This window comes from Methylobacterium sp. NFXW15, from assembly GCF_049887755.1.
GTDB lineage: Bacteria > Pseudomonadota > Alphaproteobacteria > Rhizobiales > Beijerinckiaceae > Methylobacterium.
On the sequence record NZ_JAGEKG010000003.1, the window covers coordinates 233,705 to 259,313 of the forward strand.

Annotated in this window: 17 protein-coding genes; 11 read left to right on the plus strand and 6 right to left on the minus strand. The window is 67.2% G+C overall.

Annotation, left to right across the window (positions count from 1 at the left end; translation table 11 throughout):
• Positions 1-271 precede the first annotated feature (271 nt).
• The 8 genes from J4O73_RS08320 to J4O73_RS08355 all read left to right on the plus strand — a co-directional run bounded on the left by J4O73_RS08320 (position 272) and on the right by J4O73_RS08355 (position 10,421).
• Positions 272-823, plus strand: coding sequence for an OsmC family protein (locus tag J4O73_RS08320; protein ID WP_426216345.1), 552 nt, complete (start codon positions 272-274; stop codon positions 821-823).
• Between the two features lie 60 nt (positions 824-883).
• Positions 884-2,068 (plus strand): acyl-CoA dehydrogenase, encoded by a 1,185-nt coding sequence (locus J4O73_RS08325; protein ID WP_426216347.1) that lies wholly within the window; start codon positions 884-886, stop codon positions 2,066-2,068.
• Positions 2,065-3,399, plus strand: coding sequence for an FAD-dependent oxidoreductase (locus tag J4O73_RS08330; protein ID WP_426216349.1), 1,335 nt, complete (start codon positions 2,065-2,067; stop codon positions 3,397-3,399). The genes J4O73_RS08325 and J4O73_RS08330 overlap by 4 nt, the downstream gene beginning before the upstream one ends.
• 225 nt (positions 3,400-3,624) lie before the next feature.
• A complete protein-coding gene (locus J4O73_RS08335) occupies positions 3,625-4,986 on the plus strand; it encodes a CmpA/NrtA family ABC transporter substrate-binding protein (protein ID WP_426216350.1) in 1,362 nt (453 codons plus the stop codon).
• 3 nt (positions 4,987-4,989) lie between these two features.
• Positions 4,990-5,829, plus strand: a complete 840-nt coding sequence (ntrB, locus tag J4O73_RS08340; protein WP_426216352.1) for a nitrate ABC transporter permease — start codon at positions 4,990-4,992, stop codon at positions 5,827-5,829.
• Positions 5,830-5,840: 11 nt separating this feature from the next.
• Complete coding sequence (locus J4O73_RS08345) at positions 5,841-6,821, plus strand: ABC transporter ATP-binding protein (RefSeq protein ID WP_426216354.1); 981 nt, start codon at positions 5,841-5,843, stop codon at positions 6,819-6,821.
• 293 nt (positions 6,822-7,114) lie between these two features.
• Positions 7,115-10,057, plus strand: coding sequence for a PAS domain-containing protein (locus J4O73_RS08350; protein ID WP_426216356.1), 2,943 nt, complete (start codon positions 7,115-7,117; stop codon positions 10,055-10,057).
• A 124-nt stretch (positions 10,058-10,181) separates the two neighbouring features.
• Positions 10,182-10,421, plus strand: a complete 240-nt coding sequence (locus tag J4O73_RS08355) for a hypothetical protein (protein ID WP_426216358.1) — start codon at positions 10,182-10,184, stop codon at positions 10,419-10,421.
• A 52-nt stretch (positions 10,422-10,473) separates the two neighbouring features.
• On the opposite strand, the gene glpT is transcribed toward J4O73_RS08355, so the two are convergent.
• The 6 genes from glpT to J4O73_RS08385 all read right to left on the minus strand — a co-directional run bounded on the left by glpT (position 10,474) and on the right by J4O73_RS08385 (position 20,632).
• The gene (gene glpT, locus J4O73_RS08360; protein ID WP_426216360.1) at positions 10,474-11,808 is read right to left on the minus strand and encodes a glycerol-3-phosphate transporter; all 1,335 of its coding nucleotides are present in this window, start codon (positions 11,806-11,808) and stop codon (positions 10,474-10,476) included.
• A 103-nt stretch (positions 11,809-11,911) separates the two neighbouring features.
• Entirely contained in the window at positions 11,912-13,384 is a 1,473-nt protein-coding gene (gene glpD, locus J4O73_RS08365; protein ID WP_426216362.1) for a glycerol-3-phosphate dehydrogenase, read from the minus strand.
• Positions 13,385-13,480: 96 nt separating this feature from the next.
• Complete coding sequence (locus J4O73_RS08370; protein WP_426216363.1) at positions 13,481-14,242, minus strand: DeoR/GlpR family DNA-binding transcription regulator; 762 nt, start codon at positions 14,240-14,242, stop codon at positions 13,481-13,483.
• 204 nt (positions 14,243-14,446) lie between these two features.
• The gene (locus tag J4O73_RS08375; protein ID WP_426216365.1) at positions 14,447-18,265 is read right to left on the minus strand and encodes a glycosyltransferase; all 3,819 of its coding nucleotides are present in this window, start codon (positions 18,263-18,265) and stop codon (positions 14,447-14,449) included.
• Positions 18,266-18,591: 326 nt separating this feature from the next.
• Positions 18,592-19,950: an ATP-binding protein gene (locus J4O73_RS08380; protein ID WP_426216367.1), complete on the minus strand. Its 1,359-nt coding sequence runs from the start codon at positions 19,948-19,950 to the stop codon at positions 18,592-18,594.
• Positions 19,951-19,954: 4 nt separating this feature from the next.
• Positions 19,955-20,632, minus strand: coding sequence for a response regulator transcription factor (locus J4O73_RS08385; RefSeq protein WP_426216369.1), 678 nt, complete (start codon positions 20,630-20,632; stop codon positions 19,955-19,957).
• Between the two features lie 197 nt (positions 20,633-20,829).
• Between J4O73_RS08385 and J4O73_RS08390 the strand changes: the two genes are divergently transcribed.
• From J4O73_RS08390 to J4O73_RS08400, 3 genes are all read left to right on the plus strand, one after another.
• Positions 20,830-21,027, plus strand: coding sequence for a polyhydroxyalkanoate synthesis regulator DNA-binding domain-containing protein (locus tag J4O73_RS08390; RefSeq protein WP_426216371.1), 198 nt, complete (start codon positions 20,830-20,832; stop codon positions 21,025-21,027).
• A gap of 172 nt (positions 21,028-21,199) precedes the next feature.
• Positions 21,200-22,429, plus strand: coding sequence for an efflux RND transporter periplasmic adaptor subunit (locus J4O73_RS08395; RefSeq protein ID WP_426216373.1), 1,230 nt, complete (start codon positions 21,200-21,202; stop codon positions 22,427-22,429).
• A gap of 9 nt (positions 22,430-22,438) precedes the next feature.
• Entirely contained in the window at positions 22,439-25,606 is a 3,168-nt protein-coding gene (locus J4O73_RS08400; protein WP_426216375.1) for an efflux RND transporter permease subunit, read from the plus strand.
• The last annotated feature ends 3 nt before the right edge of the window (positions 25,607-25,609 follow it).

The window sequence follows — 25,609 nt, forward strand, 5'->3', positions numbered from 1 at the left end:
AGGCCGGAGGTGCGGCGAAGGAGGGGCAGGGTGGGACGGAAGCGGCCTCCCGGTCAGAATCGGAGGGCAATCCGACAAAACCGACATTGTCGACAAAGTGGCGACAATCACCCCCCGCAGCCGTCATCGAACAGCAAAGCCTTTCCTCGCTAAACCGCTGTCATAGGAAGCTTTTTCAAAAATTTTCCTCGTGCTTGTGGAGTGGCATCCGGCTTGCCAATCCCCTTCCGAGCCGGGCCCGGCGGGGCTCGTGCAAGGAGAGAACACCGCCATGAGCGCCAGCGCCGCCCCCACCACCGTCACCACCTATCTGCGCCCGATCGACCGGGACGGCCTGATGCAGTTCGCGGAGAAGGGCCGGAACAATCCGGGCTCACGGGGCACCAACAAGGTCCACACTGTCGTCGAGGGGCAGTACCGCACCCTCAGCTATGTCGGCGATCACAAGCCGGTCGTGGTGGACGAGCCCCTGCACCTGTTCGGTGAGAACACGGCCCCGGCACCGGGTGAGATCGTGCTCTCGGCGTTGGGTGGCTGCCTTGCGGTCGGCATCACCGCCGTCGCGACGTGGAAGCAGGTGCGGCTCTCTCGCCTCGAACTGCATCTCGAGGGCGATATCGGCAATCCGGCCGCCTGGGGCGCCGGGGGCGCCGAGAAGATGCCCGCCGATATGGGCTTCCAGGAAATCCGGGTGGCCGTGACCATCGAGGGCGACGCCAGCCGCGAGGAACTCGACGCCATCGTGCAGCACGCCAACCTCTACTCGCCGGTGGCCAACTCCATGCGCAACCCGATCCCCTTCACGATCGGCCTCGCCTCCTGAGACCCGTGGCGGGACGAGAGAGCGTCCCGCCGCTTCCCCGCTTCCTGAGGAGACTGCACGATGTCGAGCGCCCTCGCTGTCCGCGCGGTGGATCATGACGTGCCGGACGCCGCTCCGGCCCTTCCCGATTGGTCCGATACGGCCGTCCTCGCCGGAACGAAGGCCATCGCCGATGGTCCGCTGAGTGCGGCGGCGGTCGAGATCGACCGCGGGGCCTACCCGCTCGACATCCTCGGCCAGCTCGGCGCGGCCGGAGCGCTCGGCGTCCATCTCGACCGGCACGGGGCGCGCTTCGGCCTGTCGCTCGCCGCCATGCAGGCAGCGAGCCGGGCCTGCGGCGCCACGGGCTTCCTGATGTGGTGCCACGATGTCTGCGGCCTCTACCTCGAGCAATCGGGCAACCCGGCTCTGACGGGAGGCGTGCTCGACGCCCATGTGGCGGGCCGGACGTTCGGCGGAACGGCGCTCTCCAACCCGATGAAGGCCTTCGCCGGGATCGAGCCGATCTTGCTTCGCGCCCGGCGCGTCCCCGGCGGCTACCGGGTCAGCGGCATGCTGCCCTGGGTCAGCCATATCGGGCCCGGCCAATATTGCGGCGCCATCGCGGGGGTCACAGGCCCCGGCGACACGATCAGCCACGAGATCATGTTCCTGCTGGCGTGCGACCGCGTGGAGTTGCGCCCCTGCCCGCATTTCTCAGGCATGGAGGGCACCAGCACCTGGGGTGTGCGGGTGGACGATCTCTTCGTCGGCCAGGACGAGCTCATCGCCGATCCGGCGCGGCCCTTCATCGGGCGCATCCGCGCCGCCTTCATCCTGCTTCAGTGCGGCATGGGCCTCGGTGTGAGCGAGGGCAGCCTCACGTCCATGCTGGCGGTCGAGGAGCCCCTAGGCCACGTCAACCAGTTCCTCGACGACCGGCCGGACTCGATCGCGGCCGAACTCGCCGAACTGCGCGAGCGCGTGATGCGGCTGGCGCGGACGCCCTACGAGACCGCGACCGATTACCTGATCGATGTCCTCGATGCCCGGGCGCAGGTCGCCGAACTGTCGCTGCGCGCCTCGCAATCGGCGCTGCTGCACCAGGGCGCGCGGGGCTACCTGATGTCGGCGGCCCCCCAGCGCCGGATCCGGGAGGCGCATTTCGTCGCCATCGTCACCCCCGCGATCAAGCATCTGCGTTGGGAGATGGCGCGGCTGTCGCGCGAGACGCTGCCCGCCGCGACCGGGGGAGGGCGGGCATGAGCGCGCCGGAACCGGCCGATGGCCTCGGCCCCTGGCAACAATTCCTCTGCCGGGCCTGCGGCCTGATCTACGATGAGGGCGAGGGCGATCCCGACAGCGGCCTGCCCCCCGGCACCCGCTTCGCCGACATCCCCGAGGATTGGGCCTGCCCGATCTGCGGCGTCACGAAATCCGATTTCGAGCCCTACCGGCGGCGGGCTGCGGTCGCGCCGACCGCGATGTCCCCGGCGCCGCAGCGTCGGCCGGGCGTGGTGATCGTCGGCGGTGGGCTCGGCGGATGGAGCGTCGCGGAGTCGATCCGCGCCGAGGATGCGCAGGTTCCGATCACGCTGGTCACGGCCTGCGACGGCGGCCTGTACCACAAGCCCGAACTGTCCATCGCGCTGAGTCGCGGCCTGACGCCCGAGGCGCTCCGTCGCGAGACGGGGCGGGACGCGGCGGCGCGCCTCGGCCTGCGGCTGATGGCCGAGACCGTGGCCGTCGGGCTCTCGCCGGAACGGCATTCCCTGCGCACGACGCGGGGCACCCTGTCCTACACCCACCTCGTCCTCGCTCACGGGGCACGCCCGGCGCTGCCCGTCTGTCTCGATCCGGCCCTGTGTTGGCGGGTGAACGACCTCGCCGCATGGAGCGCGCTCCATGGCGAACTCGCGCGCGGTCTCCGGTCGGTCGCGGTGATCGGTGCAGGACTCGTGGGGTGCGAACTGGCCGAGGATCTCGCCCGCGCGGGTCATGCGGTCACGCTCCTCGCGGCCGAGGCCTTGCCGCTGCCCGAACTCCTGCCGGAAGCGGCCGGGCGGCGCCTGCTGGCGGGTCTCGAAGGGATCGGCATCCGCTACCGGGGCGCCAGCCTCGTGAGCGGCCTCGCGCGGCAGCCGGACGGCGCGATCGCCCTCACCCTGGCGGACGGCACGAGTCTGACGGCGGCGACGGTGATCGCCGCGACCGGTCTCGCGACGCCCTCGCGTCTCGTGCGCGGCGCGGGCCTCGCCTTCGAGAACGGCATCGTGGTCGATCCCACGACCCTGCGCACCAGCGCGCCCGACATCTTCGCCCTGGGCGATTGTATCAGCCTCGACGGGCGGCCCTGCCGCTTCATCGAGCCCATCGCCCGCCAAGCCGAGACCATTGCCCACGCGATCCTCGGACGGCCGCATCCCGGCTACGCCCATGCCGCGCCCGTGATCCGCCTGAAGAGCCGCGTGGCCCCCATCGCCGTCCACGGCAGGCCGGTCGCAGGCGCGCCCTGGCACGTCGTGGAGGAGAACGCGCAGAGGCTCGCGATGGAGCAGCGGCGGAACGGCGATGTCGTCGCGTGGCTCGCGGCGTGAGGAAAGCCGCGATGCCTGCCCGCGCAAGCTCCGTTCAGCCCTGCTCGATCGCTGGGCTCGGCCTGCCGCCAATGTCGACAAAAGATCGACATTGTCGAGGGTCCCCGCGCCGACCGACCCTCATTCTTCCGCGGCAAGCCGCTGATGTGACGAACAAATCCGGCGACTGTCGCGGTTGGCGCGACTGTTGCTGAGCGTTTCTGACCTGTCCTGCCGGAGATCGCGATGGCCCCGTTCGACAACCCCTTCGCCGCCAAGCGACGCCTCGCCCGTGGCGGCTGTTCCTGCGGGGCGCACGCGACGCAGGCCGCGCACGAGGCGGCCCTGCCGGCTGGGGATGCCGCGATCGAGCGCGCCGTCGAGACGACGATGATGCGGGCCCTGTTCCCGCATCAGGCCGAGCGCCGCGCCTTCCTGCGGAGCGTCGGGCTCGCGACCGCGACGGCGGCGATCAGCCAGATCCTCCCGACGAAGTTCGTGGCCGAGGCGTTCGCGGAGGCGGGCAAGCCGGAAAAGACCGACCTCAAGGTGGGCTTCATCCCGATCACCTGCGCCACGCCGATCATCATGGCCAAGCCCATGGGCTTCTACGAGAAGCAGGGGCTCAACGTCGAAGTGGTGAAGACCGCTGGCTGGGCGGTGGTGCGCGACAAAACCCTGAACAAGGAATACGACGCCGCCCACATGCTGGCACCGATGCCGCTCGCCATCACCATGGGGCTCGGTTCGAACCCGGTGCCCTTCGCGGTGCCCGCCATCGAGAACGTCAACGGGCAGGCGATCTGCCTCGCCACCAAGCACAAGGACAACCGCGACCCGAAGAACTGGAAGGGCTTCAAGCTCGCGATCCCGTTCGATTACTCGAACCACAATTACCTGCTGCGCTATTACCTCGCCGAGCACGGCATCGACCCGGACACCGACGTGCAGCTCCGCTCGGTGCCGCCGCCCGAGATGGTCGCCAACCTCCGCGCCGACAACATCGATGGCTTCCTCGCCCCCGACAACATCGTGCAGCGCGCGGTCTATGACGGCGTCGGCTTCATCCATGTCCTGTCGAAGGAGATCTGGGACGGGCATCCCTGCTGCTCCTTCTCGGTGGCGCAGGACACGGTCCGCACGATGCCGAACGCCACCGCCGCGCTCCTGCGGGCGATCCTGCAGGCGACCGCCTATGCCTCGGCACCGGAGAATCGGAAGGAGATCGCCGCCGCCATCGCGCCCGCCAACTACCTCAACCAGCCGCTCACCGTGGTGGAGCAGGTGCTCACCGGCACCTATGCGGACGGGCTCGGCGGGGTGAAGAAGGACCCGAAGCGGGTCGCCTTCGATCCTTTCCCCTACGAGAGCTTCGCGATCTGGACGCTGACCCAGATGAAGCGGTGGGGTCAGATCAAGGGCGATGTCGATTACGCCGCCGTGGCCAAGCAGGTGTACCGCGCCACCGATGCCGCCAAGCTGATGCGCCAGGAGGGGCTGACTCCGCCGGAGGCCACCACCAAGACCTTCGTGGTGATGGGCAAGACCTTCGATCCGGCCAAGCCCGCCGAATACCTCGATTCCTTCAAGATCAAGCGCGCGAGCTGAGCCATGATCCGCTCCCTGCGGCTGCGCGCCGGCATCCTCTCGCTGGCGCTGCTCGCGCTGGTCCTACTTCTCTGGCAGGTGTCGGTCAGCGGCACCGCCAGCACCCAGGCCATGGATCCCGAATACGCCGCGCTGATGGGGCAGACCGCCACCACGGGCAAGTCGGCCATGCCCGGCCCCCTCGATGTCGGGGCGACCATCTGGAAGCACCTGAAGGACCCGTTCTACGACCGCGGGCCCAACGACAAGGGCATCGGCATCCAGCTCGCCTATTCCATCGGCCGCGTGGCGCTGGGCTACGGCCTCGCGGTGCTGGTCGCGATCCCGGTCGGCTTCCTCATCGGCATGTCGCCGTTGATGAGCCGGGCGCTCGATCCGTTCATCCAGATCCTGAAGCCGGTCTCGCCCCTGGCCTGGATGCCGCTCGCTCTCTACACGATCAAGGATTCGAGCCTTTCGGCGATCTTCGTGATCTTCATCTGCTCGGTCTGGCCGATGCTGATCAACACGGTCTTCGGCGTCGCCGGGACGCGGAAGGAATGGCTCAACGTCGCCCGTACCCTTGAGGTGAGCCCGCTCCGGCGCGCCTTCACGGTGATCCTGCCCGCCGCCGCGCCGACGATCCTCACCGGCATGCGCATCTCCATCGGCATCGCGTGGCTCGTGATCGTCGCCGCCGAGATGCTCGTGGGGGGCACCGGCATCGGATACTTCGTCTGGAACGAGTGGAACAACCTCTCGATCACCAATGTGATCACCTCGATCCTGGTGATCGGTCTCGTCGGCATGGTCCTCGACCAGCTCCTTGCGCGGGCGCAGGCCCTTGTCACCTTCCCCGAATGAGGCGCCGCGCCATGAGCACGCTCCTTCCCTTCGTGCGCCGCGCCGGCCGCGCCGCCCCCGATACCGGGACCCGCCGCATGTCGTCCTCCGAGAAGTTCATCTCCATCGAAGGGATCGCCCGGCGCTACCCGGCGCCGGGGGGCAAGAGCACGACGATCTTCGAGGATCTGTGGCTGCCGATGCAGCGTGGCGAGTTCGTGTGCATGATCGGCCATTCCGGCTGCGGCAAGACCACGGTGTTGAACATCCTCTCCGGGCTCGACACGCCCTCCGAGGGCACCGTCATCGTCGACGGTCAGGCCATCACCGGCACGAGCCTGGACCGCGCCGTCATCTTCCAGGGTCACGCCCTGCTGCCCTGGCGCAGCGTGCTCGGCAACGTCGCCTATGCGGTCTCCTCCCGCTGGCGGAAGGCGAAGCGGGCGGAGATCGAGGCGCGGGCGCGCAAGGCCATCGCGACGGTCGGCCTCGCCGGGTCCGAGCACAAGCGCCCGTCGGAATTGTCGGGCGGCATGAAGCAGCGCGTCGGCATCGCCCGCGCGCTCGCCATCGAGCCGAAGATCCTGCTGATGGATGAGCCCTTCTCGGCCCTCGACGCGCTGACGCGCGGCACGCTTCAGGACGAGGTGCGCCGGATCTGCGTCGAGACCGGGCAGACCGTGTTCATGATCACCCACGACGTCGATGAGGCGATCTATCTCGCCGACCGCATCGTGCTGATGACGAACGGGCCCGAGGCGAAGGTTGCCGAGATCGTCGAGAACCCGTTGCCCAAGAACCGCGACCGGACGCAGCTCCACCATGCGCCGGGCTACTACGCCCTGCGCAACCACCTGATCGACTTCCTCGTGACCCGCTCCCGGACTCTGCGGGACGCCATGCCGCCGGGCTACGATCCCCGCCGTCCTCCGGTGGTGCGCCCGTCGCTGAGCGAGGCGGACGCCGCCGCCGTTGCCTCCGGTCCCGCCGAGCCCCCGGCCCGCCGGGCCTGACCACGCGCGGCGGGCAACGCAAAAAAGGCGGTTTTTGCGGCCAAGCTCGTGCGCGAGGCTCGGTTCTCACCGCGCTTTGACAAGCTTGGCCCTTCGTGAGCACGCTCTCGCAGGCTGGGTGCAATGACAGGTGTACCGGCTTTGAGGCCGCGCTGAGCGGGCCTTTCCTCATTCGGATCGTGGCAACCAAGTTGCGGCGGACGCGAAAGCGTGACGGCCGTTGCCATCGATCCTGTGGGCGAGGCCCCTAGAATCGGCGTGGCCACGCGATGCACAGGAGAGCGAACGCGACGATGTGCATCCCGGTCTGCCTGACTGACGGGGGCGAGATGGGCTCGCTCATGCGCGAGCACGATTGGGCTGCCTCGTTCTTCGGCGATCCGGCGGCCTGGGCGCCATCCCTGACGACGCTCGTCGGTCTCATGCTCGGCTCGCCCCAGCCGACCTTTCTCGTCTGGGGGCCCGATCAGAGGCTCCTCTACAACGATTCTTATGCGCGGCTCCTCGGCGCGGCGCATCCGGCCGCCCTCGGCCGCCCCTGCCGTGAGATCCGGCCCGATCTCGGTCCGTCGCTGGACGAGGCCCTGTCCGGCCGCGCCGTCCTGACGGACGACGACACGGATGCGGGCCGGTTCTCGCTGTCCCTTCAGCCCATCCGAAACCCGGCCGGGCAGGCCGAGGGTCTGTACGGTACCTGCATCGAGCGGCCGGGTGCGGACCTGTCGTTTCGCGAGAACGAGGAACGGCAATCCTTCCTGCTCGCGCTCAGTGACACGCTGCGGCCGCTCACCTCATCCACCGAGATCGTCGAGGTCGCCTCGCGCCGTCTCGGCGAGCGGGTCGGCGCGAGCCGCGTCTTCTATGCCGAGATCGCCGGCAGCCTCATGACGGTTGAGCGCGAATATATCGACGGCGTCGGCACGATCATCGGCAAGCATTCGCTGGCGGCCTTCGGCCCGGACCTTCTGACCGCCTATCGCGACGGCACGGTCGTCGCGGTCGAGGACGTTCCGTCCGATCCGCGGTTCAACCCCGAGGCGCGCGCCGGCCTGGGCTCGCGGGAGGTCGGCGCCTTCGTGGATGTCGTGCTGTTCCGCGGCGCGGAATGGGTCGGCCTGCTGGCAGTGCAAAGCGCGGTTCCCCGTGTCTGGACAACGGCCGAGGGCAACCTGATCCGGGAGGTGGGCGAGCGCGTGAAGGCGGCGATCGAGCGGGCCCGCGCAGAGGTCGCCCTGCGCGACAGCGAAGCCCGCCTGTCGGCGATCTTCGCCTGCGCGCCCGTCGGCCTGTCCGAGGTCGATGCCGAGGGGCGATTCCTCCGCGTCAACTCAGAGATGTGCCGTATTCTCCGCCGCACGCCGGAGGAGATGCTGCGGATCACCGTCGCCGATGTCACCGATCCGGCCTTCATGGCCCAGAGCCGGGTGATCATCGCGCAGGCGATCGAGACCGGACACGGCACCGCCCTCGACAAGATTTACCTGCGTCCGGACGGCTCCTCGATCTGGGCGAACAGCAGTGTCAGGCGCCTCGACGACGCGCAGGGCCGGTTCAAGAGCCTTCTGGCCGTCACGGCGGATCTCAGCCAGCGCCGGGAGACCGAGCAGCGGCTGGCCGAGAGCGAGCGCCGCCTCCAGCTTCTCAACGAGACCCTGGAACACCAAGTCTCGGAGCGCACGGCCGAGCTCAACCTGCTCGCGACGATTGTCGAGCGCACCGACATCATGGTGATGGCGGTCGATCTCGGCTACAACATCCTCGCCATCAACAAGGCGAATGCGGACGAATTCGCGCGCATCTACGGCGTGCGGCCGAAGGTCGGCGACAACATGCTCGACCTTCTGGCCGACCAGCCGGAGCATCAGGCCCAGGTCAGGGAAGGCTGGGGCCGGGGCCTCGCGGGCGAGGAGATCACCTTCGTCCAGGAATTCGGCGACGCGGACCGCGCCCGTCCCGCATACGAGATCAGCTTCCGTACCCTGCGCGACGCACAAGGGCAGCGGATGGGCTGCTATCAGTTCGTCATGGACGTCAGCGAGCGGTTGCGTGGCCAGGCCGAACTGGCCCATGCGCAGGATGCGCTCCGCCAATCCCAGAAGCTCGAAGCCGTCGGCCAGCTCACGGGCGGCGTGGCGCACGACTTCAACAACCTCCTGACCATCATCCGCTCCTCGGTCGATTTCCTGCGTCGGCCCGATCTGCCGGAGGCCCGCAAGCGCCGCTATCTCGACGCGGTCTCCGACACGGTGGACCGCGCGGCCAAGCTGACCGGGCAACTCCTCGCCTTCGCGCGGCGTCAGGCGCTCAAGCCCGAGGTATTCAGCGCCGGGCAGCGGGTGACCGAGATCGCCGACATGCTCGACACGCTGACCGGTGGACGGGTGCAGGTGCTGATCGAGGTGCCGAACACGAGCTGCCACGTCCGCGCGGATGTGAGCCAGTTCGAAACCGCCTTGGTCAACATGGCGGTCAATGCCCGCGATGCCATGGATGGCGAGGGCACCCTGATCCTGCGCGTGACCTGCGGCGCCACGCTGCCCGCCGTTCGCGGCCATGCCGGGTCCACGGCGCCCTTCGTCGCGGTGTCGCTGACCGATACCGGCATGGGCATTCCGCAGGACCGGATGGGGCGGATCTTCGAGCCGTTCTTCACCACCAAGGAGGTCGGCAAGGGGACGGGCCTCGGCCTGAGCCAAGTGTTCGGTTTTGCCAAGCAATCAGGCGGCGACGTGGATGTGCGCAGCGTCGTGGGCGAAGGCACCACCTTCACGCTCTACCTGCCGGAAGTGGCAGCCCTCGACGGGCCCTGCATCGAGCGGGTGCAGGATGGGGGGCTGGCGCCGTTGGGGGCGGGGCAGAGCATCCTGATCGTGGAGGACAATGTCGGCGTCGGCCAGTTCGCGACGCAGATCCTCGAAGACCTCGGCTACCGCCCCACCTTGGCGAACAATGCGGAGGACGCCCTGGAGCGGCTCGGCCGGGACGGGGGCGGGTTCGACCTCGTCTTCTCGGATGTGGTCATGCCGGGCATGGGCGGGATCGCCCTGGCCCGGGAGCTACAGCAACGCTGGCCACACCTGCCGGTGGTCCTGACCTCGGGCTACAGCCACGTGCTCGCCCGCGAGAGCGACCACGGGTTCGAATTGCTGCACAAGCCGTATTCGGCCGAGCAACTCGGGCGCATCCTGCATCAGGTCCTCGACGTCTGGACCAACGTGGCGGCCCCAGCAGCGTGACACACGGGAAGGCGAAGGACTTGGTCTTCCCGTCTCCACCTTTCGTTAACTACCTCGGTCGAGGCCGCGAACTCGCTCAAAATTTGTAAGTTGATGCAGATCTCGTCGTCTGTCGGTGATAGACATGCCTCATTCGATCTTCATCAGGGAAGTTAAAGGTGACGTCCGGCGTCCGCCGGAATTGGTTGCTCACGATATAGACAGCGTTGCTCTCGCGAACCGGTTGGTCCGGTCGATCGCCAAATCGGGCCGCGTCAACGGCTTCGATCCGGTGACGGGAGAACGCTGGTTCAAGCAGAGAGAATCGATCTTTCACGTCTATCGATTGCGCGTCGGCGCACGCGACCACGGCTGTTTCGAATAGCTGTGGCCGCGCGGGACGGCGCCCACGATCTCTGTCGTGGACGCCGTTTCGATCACGCCTGGCGTGGGGCGCTCTTGTGGCCCAGCGTTAGCGCGAGAAAGACGATCGCGAGGACGCAGGCGCCGATCAGCAGGATGAAGCTGCCGTTCCAGCCATAATGGTCGGTCGTGTAGCCGACGAGCGCGCTCGCCGCGACCGAGCCGCCGAGATAGCCGAACAGGCCGGTGAAGCCCGCCGCCGTTCCGGCCGCCTTCTTGGGCACCAGTTCCAAGGCCTGCAGGCCGATCAGCATCACGGGTCCGTAGATCAGGAAGCCGATGCTGATCAGCGCCGCGAGGTCGATGCCCGGATTGCCCTCCGGGTTGAGCCAGTAGACCAGCGTCGCCACCAGCACGCCGACCATGAACACCACGCCCGTGGCGCCGCGGTTGCCGCGGAACAGCTTGTCCGAGAGCCAGCCGCAGAGAAGCGTGCCGGGAATGCCCGCCCACTCATAGAGGAAATAGGCCCAGGAGGTCTTGTCGACCGAGAAGTGCTTGGCTTCCTTGAGGTAGGTCGGCGCCCAATCCAGCACGCCGTAGCGCAGCAGGTAGACGAACACGTTGGCAAAGGCGATGTACCAGAGCAGGCGATTCTTCAGCACGTGCTCGACGAAGATCTCGCGCGTCGAGAATTCACGCTCGTGGTTGGCGTCGTATCCTTCCGGGAAGTCCTGCTTCCAAGTCTCGACCGAGGGCAGTCCGCAGGATTGCGGGGTGTCCCTCATGGCCAGGAAGGCGAAGACCGCGACACCGAGCGCCACCGCCGCCGGGACGTAGAAGGCCGAGTGCCAGTCGTGGAACCACGCGAGGCCGAGCAGGAAGAGCGGGCCGATGAGGCCGCCACCGACATTGTGCGCCACGTTCCAGACCGAGACGATGCCGCCGCGCTCCTTCTGCGACCACCAATGCACCATGGTCCGGCCGCTCGGCGGCCAGCCCATGCCCTGGAACCAGCCGTTCAGGAACAGCAGCACGAACATGATGCCCACGCTCGACGTCGCCCAGGGCGCGAAGCCGAACAGGAACATCACCAGCGCCGAGAGCACGAGGCCGAGCGGCAGGAAGTAGCGCGGGTTGGAGCGATCCGAGACCATGCCCATCAGGAACTTGGACAGGCCGTAGGCGATGGCGACGGCGGAGAGCGCGGTTCCGAGTTCGCCCCGGCTGTAGCCCTGCTCGACGAGATAGGGCATCGCCAGGGAGAAGTTCTTGCGGAGCAGGTAATAGCCCGCATAGCCCAGGAAGATGCCCGCGAAGATCTGCCAGCGCAGCCGCTGGTAGGTCGCATCGACGCGGTCGGATGGTAGGGGCGGTTTGTGGGCCGCGGGTGCGAGGAAGCCGATCATGGCGCGCCTTCGTAGGGGAGGCCGTGGGGAGCCCAGGCCCGTGTCGTCCCGAGGGGACGGGGTGGCGACGATCCGCGTCGCCTCGGGGTGAAGGCTTTCGGCCTCAGGCGGTGGCGGCCATCGTCGCGCCGAGCGCCGCAGCTTCGTCCGCCGTGAAGGCGAGGCCGAGCTTGGACCGGCGCCACAGGACATCCTCGGCAGTGCGCGCCCATTCGTGCTCGATCATCCAGCGCAACTCGCCCTCGTGGAGGCCGTGGCCGAGATCGCGCCCGAGATTCTCGGCGATGCGCGGCGCGTCGGTGCCGTAGGCGGCCACCATGCGCGCGACCGTGGCCGCCGACAGGTGCGGCGCCATCCGCGTGAGGCGGGCCTCGATCTCGGCCACGCCGTCCACCGGGAAGTCGCCGCCCGGCAGCGCCGCGCTCCCGGTCCACGGGCGTCCCCGAGACCCGAGATGCTGGCCGATCTCCTTGAGCGCGTCCTCCGCGAGCTTGCGGTAGGTGGTGATCTTGCCACCGAAGATGTTCAGCACCGGGGCTTGGCCCGAGGCGCCGTCGGTCTTCAGCACATAATCGCGCGTGGCCTCCTGAGCGGCGGAGGCGTTGTCATCGAAGAGCGGACGCACGCCGGAGAAGGTCCAGACGATGTCCTCGCGGCGCAGCGGCTTCGCGAAGTATTCGCTGGCGGCGTCCAGGAGATACTGCGTTTCCTCCTCGGTGATCGCCACCTCGGCAGGGTCGCCGGAATAGTCGCGGTCCGTGGTGCCGACGAGGGTGGTGTCGTTCGCGTAGGGAATGGCGAAGATGATCCGCCCATCCGCGTTCTGGAAAATGTAGGCGCGGTCGTGTTCGTAGAGCTTGCGCACCACGATGTGCGAGCCCTGCACGAGGCGCACATGCTTGGCCTCGCTGCGCCCGAGCGGTCCCTGGATCACCCGGTCGACCCACGGTCCGGCCGCGTTCACGAGGAAGCGCGCGGCGATCTCCTCCTCCTGCCCGGTGCGGAGATCGCGCCGGACGATGCGCCACAGGCCATCCTCGCGCCGGGCGGAGACGACGCGAGTGCCGACCGCGATGTCGGCGCCGCGTATCTGCGCATCGCGGGCGTTGAGGACGACGAGGCGCGTGTCGTCGACGCGCGCATCCGAATACTCGAAGCCGCGCCGGAACGTGTCCTTCAAGGGGGCGCCAAGAGGGCCGCCGAGGTCCACCGGCTGCGTGGCAGGCAGGCGCTTCCGGCCGCCGAGATGATCGTAGAGGAACAGGCCCGCGCGCAGCAGCCAGGCCGGTCGAAGGCCGGAATGCAGCGGCAGGATGAAGCGGAGCGGGCGCACGATATGGGGCGCGATGCCCCAGAGCACCTCACGCTCGGCCAGCGCCTCACGCACGAGGCGAAACTCGTAATGCTCGAGATAGCGAAGGCCGCCGTGGATGAGCTTGGTGGACCAGGACGAGGTGCCGCTGCCGAGGTCGTTCTGCTCGGTCAGCGAGACCGAGTATCCGCGCCCGGCTGCATCGCGCGCGATGCCGCAGCCGTTGATGCCACCGCCAATGATGGCGACGTCGAACGTTCGCATGATCCTCCCCCTCCCGTGCCACGGCGCTGTACGCGCGGCTTCGAAAGTGGAGACATTAAATACGAAACAAAACGAAAGTCAATCGAAAGCAGTGTGTCAGGTCGCCGTTTCGACCAAGCGGACACCGGAGGCACGGCAGAGGTCGCGCAGGGCCTCGCTGGGGCAGCGGTCCGTGACGAAGGTGCCGATCTGTGGAAGCTGGGCAAGGCGCACCGGGGCGCTGCGCTCGAACTTGCTGGCATCGGCGACGAGCACGACATGCCGTGCATTGGCGATGATCGCCTGTGCCACCCGCACTTCGCGATAGTCGAAATCGAGGAGCGACCCGTCCTCGTCGATGGCCGAGGCACCGATCACCGCGAAATCGACCTTGAACTGACGGATGAAGTCGACGGCCGCCTCGCCGACGATCCCGCCGTCCGAGCGTCGGATCAGTCCGCCCGCGACGATGCACTCGATCTCCGGGCTCGCCCGTAGGGCATGGGCGACATTGAGGTTGTTGGTGATGACCATCAGGCCGGAATGGCCGAGCAGCGCGCGGGCGACGGCCTCGGTCGTCGTGCCGATGTTGATGAACAACGAGGACCGGTCCGGGATCAGGTCGGCGGCGGCCCGGGCGATGGCGGCCTTCTCGGGCGCCGCCATGGCGTTACGCGCCTCGTAATTCAGGTTCTCGGCCCCGGCCCCCAGCACCGCCCCACCATGGATCCGCGAGAGGAGCCGCGCATCGCAGAGGTCGTTGAGATCCTTGCGGATGGTCTGCACACTGACCGCGAAGCGGCTCGACAGGGCATCGACCAGCACCCGCCCATCGCTGCGCGCGATGTCCATGATCGCGGTCTGGCGCTCCGAAAGCATAGTTTCGAACCTCGGGATCGGTCAACCGAAAGCGGTTTAGGCGCGTTTTAGGGAAAACGAAAGCTCACCTCGGCTGAATTGAGAGGCACCGCATCCAGGGCGCGGCGGCGATGGGGGTGGGGCCGATGAAGTCGGCGGCATCTCGTAGGGGATCGGTAAAGCCGACGATGCCGCGCTTGATTCAATGTCTCTCCCAGGTTGCCATCAAGAACGCGTCCCCACGGCCTGCTCTATCAGGCGCCCGTACTGGTCGAGCATGAAGTCGTAGTCCGGCAGGCTCTCGAACACGACCGTAGACCGCTCGGCAAAGCGGGAGCGCAACTCGTCGTCCTCAATCAGGTGGGCCATGTACTCAGCGAGCTCGGCCACATCACCCGGCTCGTAATAGAAAGCATTGACGTTCTCGCGAACCTGCTCCCGGATGCCCCAGACCGGCGTCGTGATGAGTGGCAGTCCGGCGGCCATCGCCTCCAGCGTCACGCGCGGATAGCTCTCCACGCGACTCGCGCAGACGAAGACGTCGCTGCCCTTCAGGAAGGTTGGTACCTCGTCGCTCTCCGGAACGATGTGGACTCGCCTTGCCCGATCTTTCGGGAGCGCGTTGATCGTCTCGTGAATCGTCTTGCTGTAGGCGCTCGGGCGGTCGCCGACGATGCAAATCTCGGCGCGGGCCGCCAGGGTATCCGGGAGGAGGGCGTAGGCCTGCACGAGATCAAGTTGCCCCTTCCGTTCGCAAACCGTCCCGACGAGGGTGAACACCACCGAGCCGGATGCGACCTCCATCCGCACGCGCGCCTCGTCCCGGTCGATCTGGTCCATGCCTCTGATGAGCCTGGAGGCGTTCAGCCCGTTGCGCACGAGAGTAAAGGCCCCCTTTGTGTTGAGCGGAGACCATGCCTCGAGGGTTGAGCGCGCCACGAAGACGACCCGGTAGGCACTCTCGAAGCCGTTGAAGGCCATCGCTTCGATGTGGTGCGGATAATGCGCGTAGTACGTGCGCCAGGGTTCGCTTTCGTGGATGATCCAAAGACTGGGCAGTCCGGCAAGCCGGGCCGCCTCCATCGCCCAGAAGCTTTCGGCGGTGTTGGCCACCACCACCTCGATCCCGGCCTCGAGGAAGGTCTGCCCGAGCCGCCGCAGGCGCGTATTCATCTCCTCCTCCGGTGGCCACCCGAGCAAGGGGTGCTCGATGACCGTGGTGGGAAGATCCACATCCGCATAGGCTTGCCGGAGAGGTCCATCGCTCGGCGAGATCACGATCGGGTCGATACGACCTTGCGCCGCCAAGCCGCTCGCGAGCTCGAACAGGACATTCGGCGCCCCCTCCAAGTTTAAGTTGTGGCTGGCGAACAGCGTCCGAATCGGCCTGCCCTGAGAGCGCGCGACATGGGTCCGCGCCACGCCGAACTGCTCGTCGCTCAGGGTGAGATTGGGATTGTAGTACGAGTCCACGCGCCCGGAATATTTACGGCGCATCGCCCGTTCCTCGGCCGGATCGTCGCCGAAGCCACGGCTCTTGCCCTCGTAATGGAACAGTTCGGCGGAGCCGCATTGAATACAGCTGTAGCCAGAATCGACCAGTCGATAGCAGTAATCCACATCGTTATACGCGACGCGGAAGTTCGCTTCGTCAAAGCCGCCGATCTCCAGGAACAGCGCCCTCGGCGTCAACATGCAGGCGGCGGTGACGCCGGCGACTTCCCTCGTCGCCCGGGACAGACACATGTGACCGAGATCGTAATCGGGGAGCAACTTGAAGCTATGACCGGGCATGCCCTCGTGGAGACCATGGGTGATGCCGGCATGCTGGAGCCGCCTGTCATCGTAGAGAAGGCGGGCGCCCACGGCACCGACCTTGTCGATCTGCGCATAGCCAACCATCTGCGACAGCCAACGAGGCGATATGACTTCGGTGTCATTGTTCAGGAGGAGGACATAGTCCCCCTTCGCCGCCGCGACGCCTGCATTGACGAGATGGGAGAAGCTGAAACCTTCTGCGGGGCTCGCTACGCTCAACACCGTCGCGCCGCACTTCGCCATGTAGCGCAAGGCAGCAGGATCGGTACTTTCATTGTCTACGATCAAGATATCGAAGTTGCGGTAGGTCGTACGCTTTAGGCTTTCCACACAGGCGCGAAGCAGTTCCACCTTGTCTTTATTCGGAATGATGATCGTGACGTGTGGCCCGTAATCCGGGAAAGACGGTTCGAAGATGCCGAGACGTGCCATCCGGGCGAAGTCCGGCTGGATGACCTTTGCCTTGAGGCCGCGGCGGTCGAACGCGTCCTGGACAGCGCGCCGTCCCCTTTCGAAAGCATCGGGCTTGGCATCGCCGCTCATCGCGGTAGACCCCGGGACCGCCCTCCAGTGATAGAGCACGCGCGGGATGTGGCGGATCGCGCCAGCGTGCTCGCTGAGACGGAGGGCAAGGTCGAAATCCTGCGACCCCTCGAACCCGATCCTGAACCCGCCGACGCGCTCGAACAAGGATCGTTTGAACGTGAACAGATGGCTCAGATACATAAACGACAGAAGGAGTGTGGGGCTCCAGTCGGGCTTGAATTGCGGCGCGTACCGCTGCGTCGCGAGATCGATCTTGTCGTCATCCGAGTAGACAATCTCTGCCTCGGGATGGTCGGCGTAACAGATGGCGATCTCCGCGAGGGCATGCGGATGAAGGAGATCGTCGTGGTCGAGCAGGGCGATGATCTCACCGGTGGCGAGCGCCGCAGCCCGGTTGGACGCACCGCTGATGTTTTCGTTCGTCTCTGAGCGTGTCCAGACGATCCGCGGATCCAGGGCCGCGTAGGTGCTGATGAGATCGACGATTTTTCGATCCGGACTGGCGTCATCGCAGATGCAGAGCTGCCAGTTCGTATAGATTTGCGACCGGACGCTCTCGATCGCGGCGGTCAAGAACTTGAGATCCGACTGGTATGTCGGCATGACGACGGACACGAGAGGAGCTTTGTCGCCGAGTCTCGCAAGCTCTCGCATGAGGAACGCGCGGTCGGACGCCGTGTCCTGATTGACCTCGAGCCAGGACTTGTACGGCTCCATCGGCTCTCCCAGAGAATACTCTCTTGCCGTTTCAGTGGCCTTTGTCGGATCCCCGGGAGAAACGACCAGGATATCGTCATAGAATGGATGAGGCTTCTGCCCTCGAGCCCGGCCGACGCGGTAGTGATACGCGAAAACGCCCCACGGGAACTCTGAGCTCTCGGGGTATGTCTCCCGGTACCAGCGCGTGTGGAATCGCAAGTGGGGATTGCGCCCTTCGGCTTCTCCGTGCTCGATGAAATGCCGCAGCGGATCGATCTTCGGGTTGCCCACATCGCGATACCTGCCCCTGTACCACGCCGTGTCGAACAGGGGATTCGGTCGCCTGTCCTCCAAATAGCCGTGCGTTTCAAAGTGCGTCAGCGGTTCCATTCCGGACGCGGCAACATCGGGATTGTTGAGGAGGTACCAATCCGTGTCGAAGAGCGGGTTGGGGTCCCGTCCCTCCTTCCAACCGATGCGCTTATAGTGATCGTATGCTTCCTCGGTCGAGATCATGAGATCCGGCGACGAGGCGATATACCACGCGGCATCGAACAGGGGGGCGGAGCGGATCGGTAGCCGGGAAGCCATTTGCCACTGATAGGTGCCATACAGCCTGATGCATTCCGCTGCCGCATCGATGGGCCGGCGCTGTAGATCCGGGTGATGCGTCAAAAACAGCGCGCGATCGAAGTGCGGACTTGGGATGCGCCCCTCGGCAAAGCCATGCGTCAGGTAATGTTTTAGCGGATTGACATTCGCATCTTTGACGTCGGCATACCGGGAAAGATAGAATTCTTGATCGAAATACGCGGACGGATTGAATCCCGACTTCCATCCCGTTCGGACGTAATGAAGGGCAGGGTCTCCGCCTATGGGCGCCGTCTGTTGCGAAAGATAGTGATTTTTATCGAAGAAAATGCTATATTTGATGTCGTTTCTTCGGAAAATTTGTCCAACAAAGCTAAACAAGTCAAACATTAGGCGATTAAAATATCTGTCTATCTTCACCAGATCATGCCCTCTCGCCGACAAATCGCGGCGTATGGGGCTGAAATAGAATCGATTGCTTGAAGATGCAAATTTTTAGTGCGCTTTGCATGGCGCGCTTGGTGGTGGCTATCGGAATGCGGCGCGATGGATCGGGTTCGAGACGATCCGCGGGATAGCCGCGGAACAATCCTCACAAACCGCTCATCCGTCCGCCAGGGATGACCCATCGGCTCCTTCGGCAGGCGCTGAGATCACGTCCCTCAGGTCTGCCCTCTGCGTCGTGGACCCGGGGCTCCCGGCTCTCGAGCGGGATGTCAGACTCGATGATTGGCCACGGTGGCAAAGGCCATCTCGAAACGGCACCCTCCCGCCTCGGAGGCGCGGATGCCCAGGCTCGCGTCGTGAAGCTTGGCGATGGCCGCCACTAGGCTCAACCCGAGGCCGTTGCCGGGATTCTGGCGGGCCGCCTCCGCGCGGTAGAAGCGCTGGAAGATCTTCTCGTGCTCGCTCGGCAAGAGGCCCGGCCCCGAATCCTCCACCGCCACGACGACCGCATCCGGGCCGCGCGAAACCCGCACGCGGACCTCGCCGCCTGGGGGCGTGAATTTCAAAGCGTTGTCGAGGAGGTTCGACAGGGCCTCGAAGCAGAGGTCGCGATCCCCCTGGATCACCGGGAGCCCGGCTTCCGCCGCCAATGTCAGGCTGATTCCCTTCTCTTCGGCCACGGGTTCGAAGAAATCCACGGCGTTGGCAGCGAGTTCGCCGAGATCGATCGGGCCGAAGGCGGTCCTGCGGCCCTCCTGCATCTCGCCGATCCGCAGTACGGCTGTGACCATGGCCAGCGTCTGGTCGATCCAGGCCAGGCCCTGGTCGATCGCGTCGTGGAACTCCTTCACCGTTTGGGCTTGGGCCCGGCTGCGCTCCAGCCGGGCGCGCAGCCGCGTCAGTGGGGTGCGCAGGTCGTGGGCGACGGCGTCACCGACGCTGCGGACCTCGCCCATGAGCCGCTCGATCTCATCGAGCATCCGGTTCACGTTCGCGGCCAAGCGGTCGAACTCGTCGTTCCGCTTGCCGACGGGCAGGCGCTTGCCCAGGTTGCCGCGCATCACCTCGTCCAAGGCCGCCTCGGTGGCAGCCAGCCGCTCGCGGGCGCGCCGGGCCAGGAGGATCCCGCCGAGGCCGGACAGCGCCAGCATCGGCACGAGGGCGAGCCCGAAGGCCCGCAGGGTCGTGACCCGCACCCGGTCGATGTCGTCGGTGTCATGGGCGATCACCACCGTCCCGCCGCCCGACAGTGGCAGGGCCGCCGCCCAGATCTCGTCCACCAGCCTGCGCGTGCCGACTTCCACCGTGGCGCCGACGCGGTAGGCGTCGCCGTCGCGGGGCAGGCCATCCGGCATCGCGTCGAGATTGCCCGCGCGCCGCGTTCCGCCGGGGTCGAACAGTCCGCCGTAATGCCGCGCATGGGGATCCATGGCCGTCCACGTATCGACCCTGAGCGCGGTGGCGGCCGGATCGGCGGCCGCGGCGCGGACTTCGAGCCGCAGGGTCTCGGCCAGTTCCTCGCGCAGGTAGGCGGCGGTCTGCCAGTAGATGAAGGCGAACATCGTCAGCGCGAGCAGGACCGACCACGCCGCGATGCCGAGCGCCCAGCGCAAAGTGGTCGAGCGCATGAGGTCAGTCATCGGGGGTGAGGGTGAAGCCGACGCCGCGCACGTTCTGGATCAGGGGTGGCTCCCCCGCGGCTTCGAGCTTGCGGCGCAGGCGCCCGAGATGGACATCGATGAGGTTCGATTTCGGGGTGAAGCGGTAGTTCCACACCTCCTCGAACAGCATCGCCCGCGTCACGATCCGGCCGGGCGAGCGCATCAGGTAGGCGAGGAGCTTGAGTTCGCGCGGCAGGAGATCGAGATCGCGTGATCCGCGCCGCCCGGTTCCGGCGATCAGATCGATTTCGAGGCTTCCGACGCGCAGCAGGGTCTCGCGGCCGTCGACCGGGCGCCGGAGCAGCGCCTCGATCCGTGCGGCGAGTTCGCCCAGAGCGAAGGGCTTGGCGAGGTAGTCGTCGCCGCCCGCCCGCAGGCCGCGGATGCGCTCATCCACGTCGCCGAGGGCACTCAGGACGAGGGCGGGAGTCCGGTCCCCATCCCGTCGTAGGTCCTGCAGCACGCCGAGGCCGTCCTGGCCGGGCAGCATCCGGTCGAGGATGATCGCGTCCCAGGCGCCGACGCGGGCCTCCCGCGCGCCGTCGGGACCGGTCGCCGCCCAGACGACCTCGTGGCCCCGCCCGAGGAGGTCGTCGAGCACGACTCCGGCGGTCTCGCCGTCATCTTCGATCAGCAGAAGCCTCGCCACGCGTCAGTCCATCCTCCGGTTGGTCCCCTTGTCGCGCATATCGCCCCGGCGATCTGCGGCGGGGAGCCTGTGTGAACCAGAATTTAGTGGCGCCGCATCGCGTTCGCCCAACTTATTAGAATGCTTCTATCGCGTTCCCTGCCTCTCTGCCGCAGCCGGGACGCCTGCGCCCCGCACCGACGAGAGAGCCTTAACCGATGCCTCGCAAGCGGCGGCCCCGCCGCCTGATCAATCGCTACGGCCGGACCCGGCTCTACGATGTCGAGACGGGAACCTATGTGTCCATCGACCGAGTGAGGGAGCTTCGCAGCGAGGGCTACGATGTCGTGGTCCGCGAGGTCGAGACAGGGCGCTTCGTAAGCGACGAGGTCTTGCGCCCGGGCTTCGACGCATGAGCTTTCTTCCACCACTCGCGATCTCCGGCACGGCCGGTCATGGAGGCGCTGGCCCATGACGCTCAATGCCGAGTCGTCAGCACGGCACGCGGAGCCTTCCGACCCGACAGAAGGCGAGGCCCCCGAGCGCGAATCCGCCGCGTCTCCCGCTCCCGTCGTACGGCGCCGTCGCGTGCCCGTGCTTCCGCTTCTCGTGGTGCTGGGCGCCATCGCCTTCGCGGGATGGACCTATCGCGCCGCGATCCTCGAAACCCTCGGCCTCGCTTCGCCTCCGGCCGAGGCGCCCGCTGCAAAGAATGCGGACAAGGGTGATGCGGCCCCCGCCAATCCCGATCTCGTGACCCTGGACGGGGCGGGCCAGAAGCGGATCGGTCTCGCCTTCGGCCAAGCCGAGACCCGGCGGATCGTGTTGCCCGTGCGTGCGCCGGGCACCATCGCCTTCGACGAGCGGCGGGTGACGCATCTGAAGCCGCGCACGCAAGGGCGAGTGCTGAGCCTCGCCGTCCAGCCCGGTGACCGGGTAACGGCAGGCCAGACGCTCGCGACCCTCGATGCGGCCGGAATCCTCGATGCCCGCAACGGGCTCCTCGCGGCGCAGGCAGCGCTCGGCGAGGCGCAGGCCTCCGAGGCCGTGGCGGCCTTGCAGGTCCGGCGCGGGCTGGAGCAGCTGAAATTCGGCGGGGTGGCACAGGCCGAGGTCGAGCGGCGGCAGGTCGATCTTGCCAAGGCGCAGGCGGCGGTGAAATCGGCGCAGGCCAATGTCGAGACGTATCGGGCGCAATATCAGCGCCTTGCCCCCGCAGAAGGCGCCGCACCCGGCACCAGCGCCGTGGTCACGCCGATCGGCGGTGTGGTGACGAGCGTCGGCATCACCCTGGGCGAGGTGGTCGATACCGGGCGGGATGCCTTCACGGTGGCCGACCCCACCCGCGTCGTCGTTCTGGCGAGCCTCTACGGGGCCGACATCGCACGGGTGAAGGCGGGCGATGCGGCCTCGGTGGAGAACCCCATGCCGGGCCAGCCGCCCTTCGAAGGTCATGTCCGCTCGGTGAACGCCGCCCTCGACCCCGCAACCAACACCGCCCCGGCGCGGATCGAGCTCGACAACCCGCAGGATCTGCTGCGCGCCAATCAATTCGTTTCCGTGTCGGTCTCGGCGGATCTCGGCCGTGACGGCGTCACCATCCCGGCGGCCTCGGTGCAGCAGACCGAGGGCGGCCCGATCGCCTTCGTGCGCACCGCCCCCGATACGTTCGAGCGGCGAGCCCTGACGCTGGGCATCCAGCGTTCCGACTGGGTGGAGGTGCGCAAGGGCGTGGCCGAGGGCGAGACGGTGGCCACGGCGGGCAGTTTCGGCCTGAAGGCGATCCTGCTTCGCAGCCTCCTCGGCTCGACGGATTGAGGCGCGGCGATGCGGTCGTGGTTCGCCCTACTGGTCCGTCGCCGTGTCCTGGTGCTGATGATCGCCCTCGCGGCGGCGGCGGGCGGGGTCGCCAACCTGCGCGGCCTGTCCATCGACGCGGTACCGGACATCTCGCCGAAGCAGGTGATGATCCTCACCCTCTCGCCAGGGCTCGGGCCTCTGGAGGTCGAACGGCTCGTCACCTTCCCCGTCGAGAACGCCATGGCGGGCGCACCGGGGCTCTCCAACGTCCGCTCGACATCCCGGGCCGGGGTCTCGGCGGTCTATGTCACCTTCGATGATTCCGTCTCGATCGTCTCGGCGCGTGCGGAAGTGTTCCAGCGCCTGCCCCAGGCCAAGAACCTGATGCCCGCCGGCGTCGGTGACCCGCAGATGGGGCCGATGGCGACGGGGCTCGGCGAGATCTACCAGTTCGAATTGCGGGGACCAGCCTACACGCCAATGCGGCTGAAGCGCCTGCTGCAATGGACCATCGCGCCGAAGCTGAAGCTCACCCCCGGCATTGCCGACGTGAACATCTATGGCGGCCAGATGCCGACGGACGAGGTCCGCGTCTCGGCGGAAGCCCTGCGCCGCTACGGCGTGACGCTCGCTCAGGTCTACACGGCGCTGGCCGACAACAACGCCGCACGGGGCGGCGCCTATATCGAGCACAACGACCAGCAGCAGGTGATCCGCGGCCTCGGCCTCGCCAAGAATCCGGAAGACATCGCCAACATCGTCGTCGCCACCGGCCCCGGCGGCGTGCCCGTGACGCTCGGCACCCTCGGCTCCGTGCAGGAGGCCCCCAAAGTCCGGCTCGGCGCCGTCACCCATGATGCGCAAGGCGAGACCGTCGTGGGCATCGCGATGATGCGCTACGGCGAGAACGCCAGCGCCGTCGTGGAGGATGTGAAGAAGACGATCGCCGACCTGCGCAAGCAATTGCCGCCGGGAGTCGAGATCGTTCCCTATTACGACCGCAGCGCGCTGGTGGATCGCACGATCCACACGGTGGAGCACAACCTCCTCGAAGGGGCGGTGCTGGTGATCGTGGTGCTGCTCCTGCTTCTCGGCAACCTGCGCGCCGGGCTGATCGTGGCCGCGGCGATTCCGCTCTCGATGCTGATGGCCTTCGCCGGGATGCGGCTCCTCGGCCTGTCGGGCAACCTGATGAGTCTCGGGGCGATCGATTTCGGGCTGATCGTCGACGGCGCCGTGGTGATGATCGAGAACGTGCTGCGTGCCCGTGGCGAGCATCCCGACCGCCCGGCCCACGACCTGATCCGCGAGGCCGCCGCCGAGGTGGCCCGCCCGGTGATCTTCGCGGTCGCGATCATCATCATCGTCTACGTGCCGATCCTCGCGCTGGAGGGCGTGGCGGGCAAGATGTTCGCCCCCATGGCGCTGACGGTGATCCTCGCGCTCGCCTCGTCGCTGATCGTCACCCTCACCCTCATGCCCGCGCTGGCGGCGATCTTCCTCGCCGGGCGGGGCATCGGCGAGCACGAGACGCGCCTCGTCCATGCGGTGCGGGGCGCCTATACGCCCGTGCTGCAATGGGCCGAGCGACACGCCCTCGCCACCGTCCTGACGGTGCTCGCCCTGTTCGCCGGATCCTGCGTGGTGGCGACCCGGCTCGGGGGCGAGTTCCTGCCGAAGCTGTCCGAGGGCTCGATCGTCATCACCTCGGAGAAGCTGCCGGGCATCGCGCTCGATGCCTCACTCGCCACGGTGACCCGCATCGAGCGGGTGCTGAAATCCTTCCCCGAGGTGAAGCGGATCGTCTCCCTCACCGGCAGCGCGGAAATTCCGACCGACCCGATGGGCGTCGAATCGACCGACAGCTTCATTACCCTCACCGACCCCTCCACCTGGAAGACGGCCGACAGCCAAGAGGGGTTGGTCGCCGCCTTCGACAAGCGCCTGAAGGAGGAAGTGCCGGGCGTCGCCTACAGCTTCTCGCAGCCGATCCAGATGCGCATGGACGACCTGCTGGAAGGCGTGCGCGGCGACGTGGCGATCAGCCTCTACGGTGACGACCTGAAGGTCCTGAAGGACACGGCGGATTCCATCGTGCGGGTGGTCTCGGGCATCCAAGGCGCGGCGGATGTGAAGGCCGAGGCGCAAGCCGGGATGCCCGCCCTCTCGATCCAGGTGGATCGCGCGAAGGCCGCGCGCTACGGCATCAACGTCTCGGATGTGCTCGACGTCGTCGAGAGCATCGGCGGGCGCACCGCCGGGATGGTCTACGGCGACGACAATTCCATCACCGACATCGTGGTCCGGCTCGATCCGGCGGATCGCAGCGACATCGAGCGCATCCGTGCCCTGCCGGTGGGGCGGCCGGGCAAGGAGGGGGGCGCGTCCATGACGGTGCCGCTATCGATGGTCGCCTCGGTGGAGGTCGCCTCCGGCCCGGCGCAGATCAGTCGCGAGCGGCTTCAGCGGCGCATCTCGATCCAGGCCAACGTCCGGGGCCGGGACGTGCAGAGTTTCGTGGACGCCGCTCAGAAGGCCGTCTCCGACCAAGTGAAGTTGCCGCCCCGCTACGCGCTCCAGTGGAGCGGCCAGTACCAGAACTTGCAGGAGGCGACGGCCCGGCTTTCCGTGGTCGTGCCGGCGGCGCTGGCAGCGATCCTCGTGCTCCTCGTCGTGATGTTCGGCGACATCCGCCTCGCCGGGCTGATCTTCCTCAACGTGCCGATGGCCGCCACCGGGGGCATCCTGGCGCTCGCCCTGCGGGACATGCCCTTCTCGATCTCGGCGGCGATCGGCTTCATCGCGACCTTCGGCATCGCGATCCTGAACGGCGTGGTGCTGACGAGCTACATCCGCGATCTCGAAGGCGCCGGCCTCGACCCACGGGAGGCGGCGACCCGCGCCGCCGAGATGCGGCTGCGTCCGGTGATGATGACCGCCCTCGTGGCCGCCCTGGGCTTCCTGCCGATGGCCCTTTCGACCAGCGCGGGAGCCGAAGTGCAGCGTCCACTCGCCACCGTCGTGATCGGCGGGCTGATCTCCGCGACGCTGCTCACCCTCGTGGTCCTGCCTGCCGTCTATCCCTGGGTGGCGAAACTGGGAGTCCGGAAGCCATTCCGGCGGGATCCGGCCCGCGGTGGGGGGCGACCGATGGGTGGTGACGCGCGCCCCGCCCGGGAACTCACCCGCGACTGAGCG

Bases quoted from the DNA above. Each gene is read 5' to 3' on its own strand.
- J4O73_RS08320 (WP_426216345.1), top strand. From the start codon at position 272: ATGAGCGCCAGCGCCGCCCCCACCACCGTCACCACCTATCTGCGCCCG.
- J4O73_RS08325 (WP_426216347.1), top strand. From the start codon at position 884: ATGTCGAGCGCCCTCGCTGTCCGCGCGGTGGATCATGACGTGCCGGAC.
- J4O73_RS08330 (WP_426216349.1), top strand. From the start codon at position 2,065: ATGAGCGCGCCGGAACCGGCCGATGGCCTCGGCCCCTGGCAACAATTC.
- J4O73_RS08335 (WP_426216350.1), top strand. From the start codon at position 3,625: ATGGCCCCGTTCGACAACCCCTTCGCCGCCAAGCGACGCCTCGCCCGT.
- ntrB (WP_426216352.1), top strand. From the start codon at position 4,990: ATGATCCGCTCCCTGCGGCTGCGCGCCGGCATCCTCTCGCTGGCGCTG.
- J4O73_RS08345 (WP_426216354.1), top strand. From the start codon at position 5,841: ATGAGCACGCTCCTTCCCTTCGTGCGCCGCGCCGGCCGCGCCGCCCCC.
- J4O73_RS08350 (WP_426216356.1), top strand. From the start codon at position 7,115: ATGTGCATCCCGGTCTGCCTGACTGACGGGGGCGAGATGGGCTCGCTC.
- J4O73_RS08355 (WP_426216358.1), top strand. From the start codon at position 10,182: ATGCCTCATTCGATCTTCATCAGGGAAGTTAAAGGTGACGTCCGGCGT.
- glpT (WP_426216360.1), bottom strand. From the start codon at position 11,808: ATGATCGGCTTCCTCGCACCCGCGGCCCACAAACCGCCCCTACCATCC.
- glpD (WP_426216362.1), bottom strand. From the start codon at position 13,384: ATGCGAACGTTCGACGTCGCCATCATTGGCGGTGGCATCAACGGCTGC.
- J4O73_RS08370 (WP_426216363.1), bottom strand. From the start codon at position 14,242: ATGCTTTCGGAGCGCCAGACCGCGATCATGGACATCGCGCGCAGCGAT.
- J4O73_RS08375 (WP_426216365.1), bottom strand. From the start codon at position 18,265: ATGTTTGACTTGTTTAGCTTTGTTGGACAAATTTTCCGAAGAAACGAC.
- J4O73_RS08380 (WP_426216367.1), bottom strand. From the start codon at position 19,950: ATGCGCTCGACCACTTTGCGCTGGGCGCTCGGCATCGCGGCGTGGTCG.
- J4O73_RS08390 (WP_426216371.1), top strand. From the start codon at position 20,830: ATGCCTCGCAAGCGGCGGCCCCGCCGCCTGATCAATCGCTACGGCCGG.
- J4O73_RS08400 (WP_426216375.1), top strand. From the start codon at position 22,439: ATGCGGTCGTGGTTCGCCCTACTGGTCCGTCGCCGTGTCCTGGTGCTG.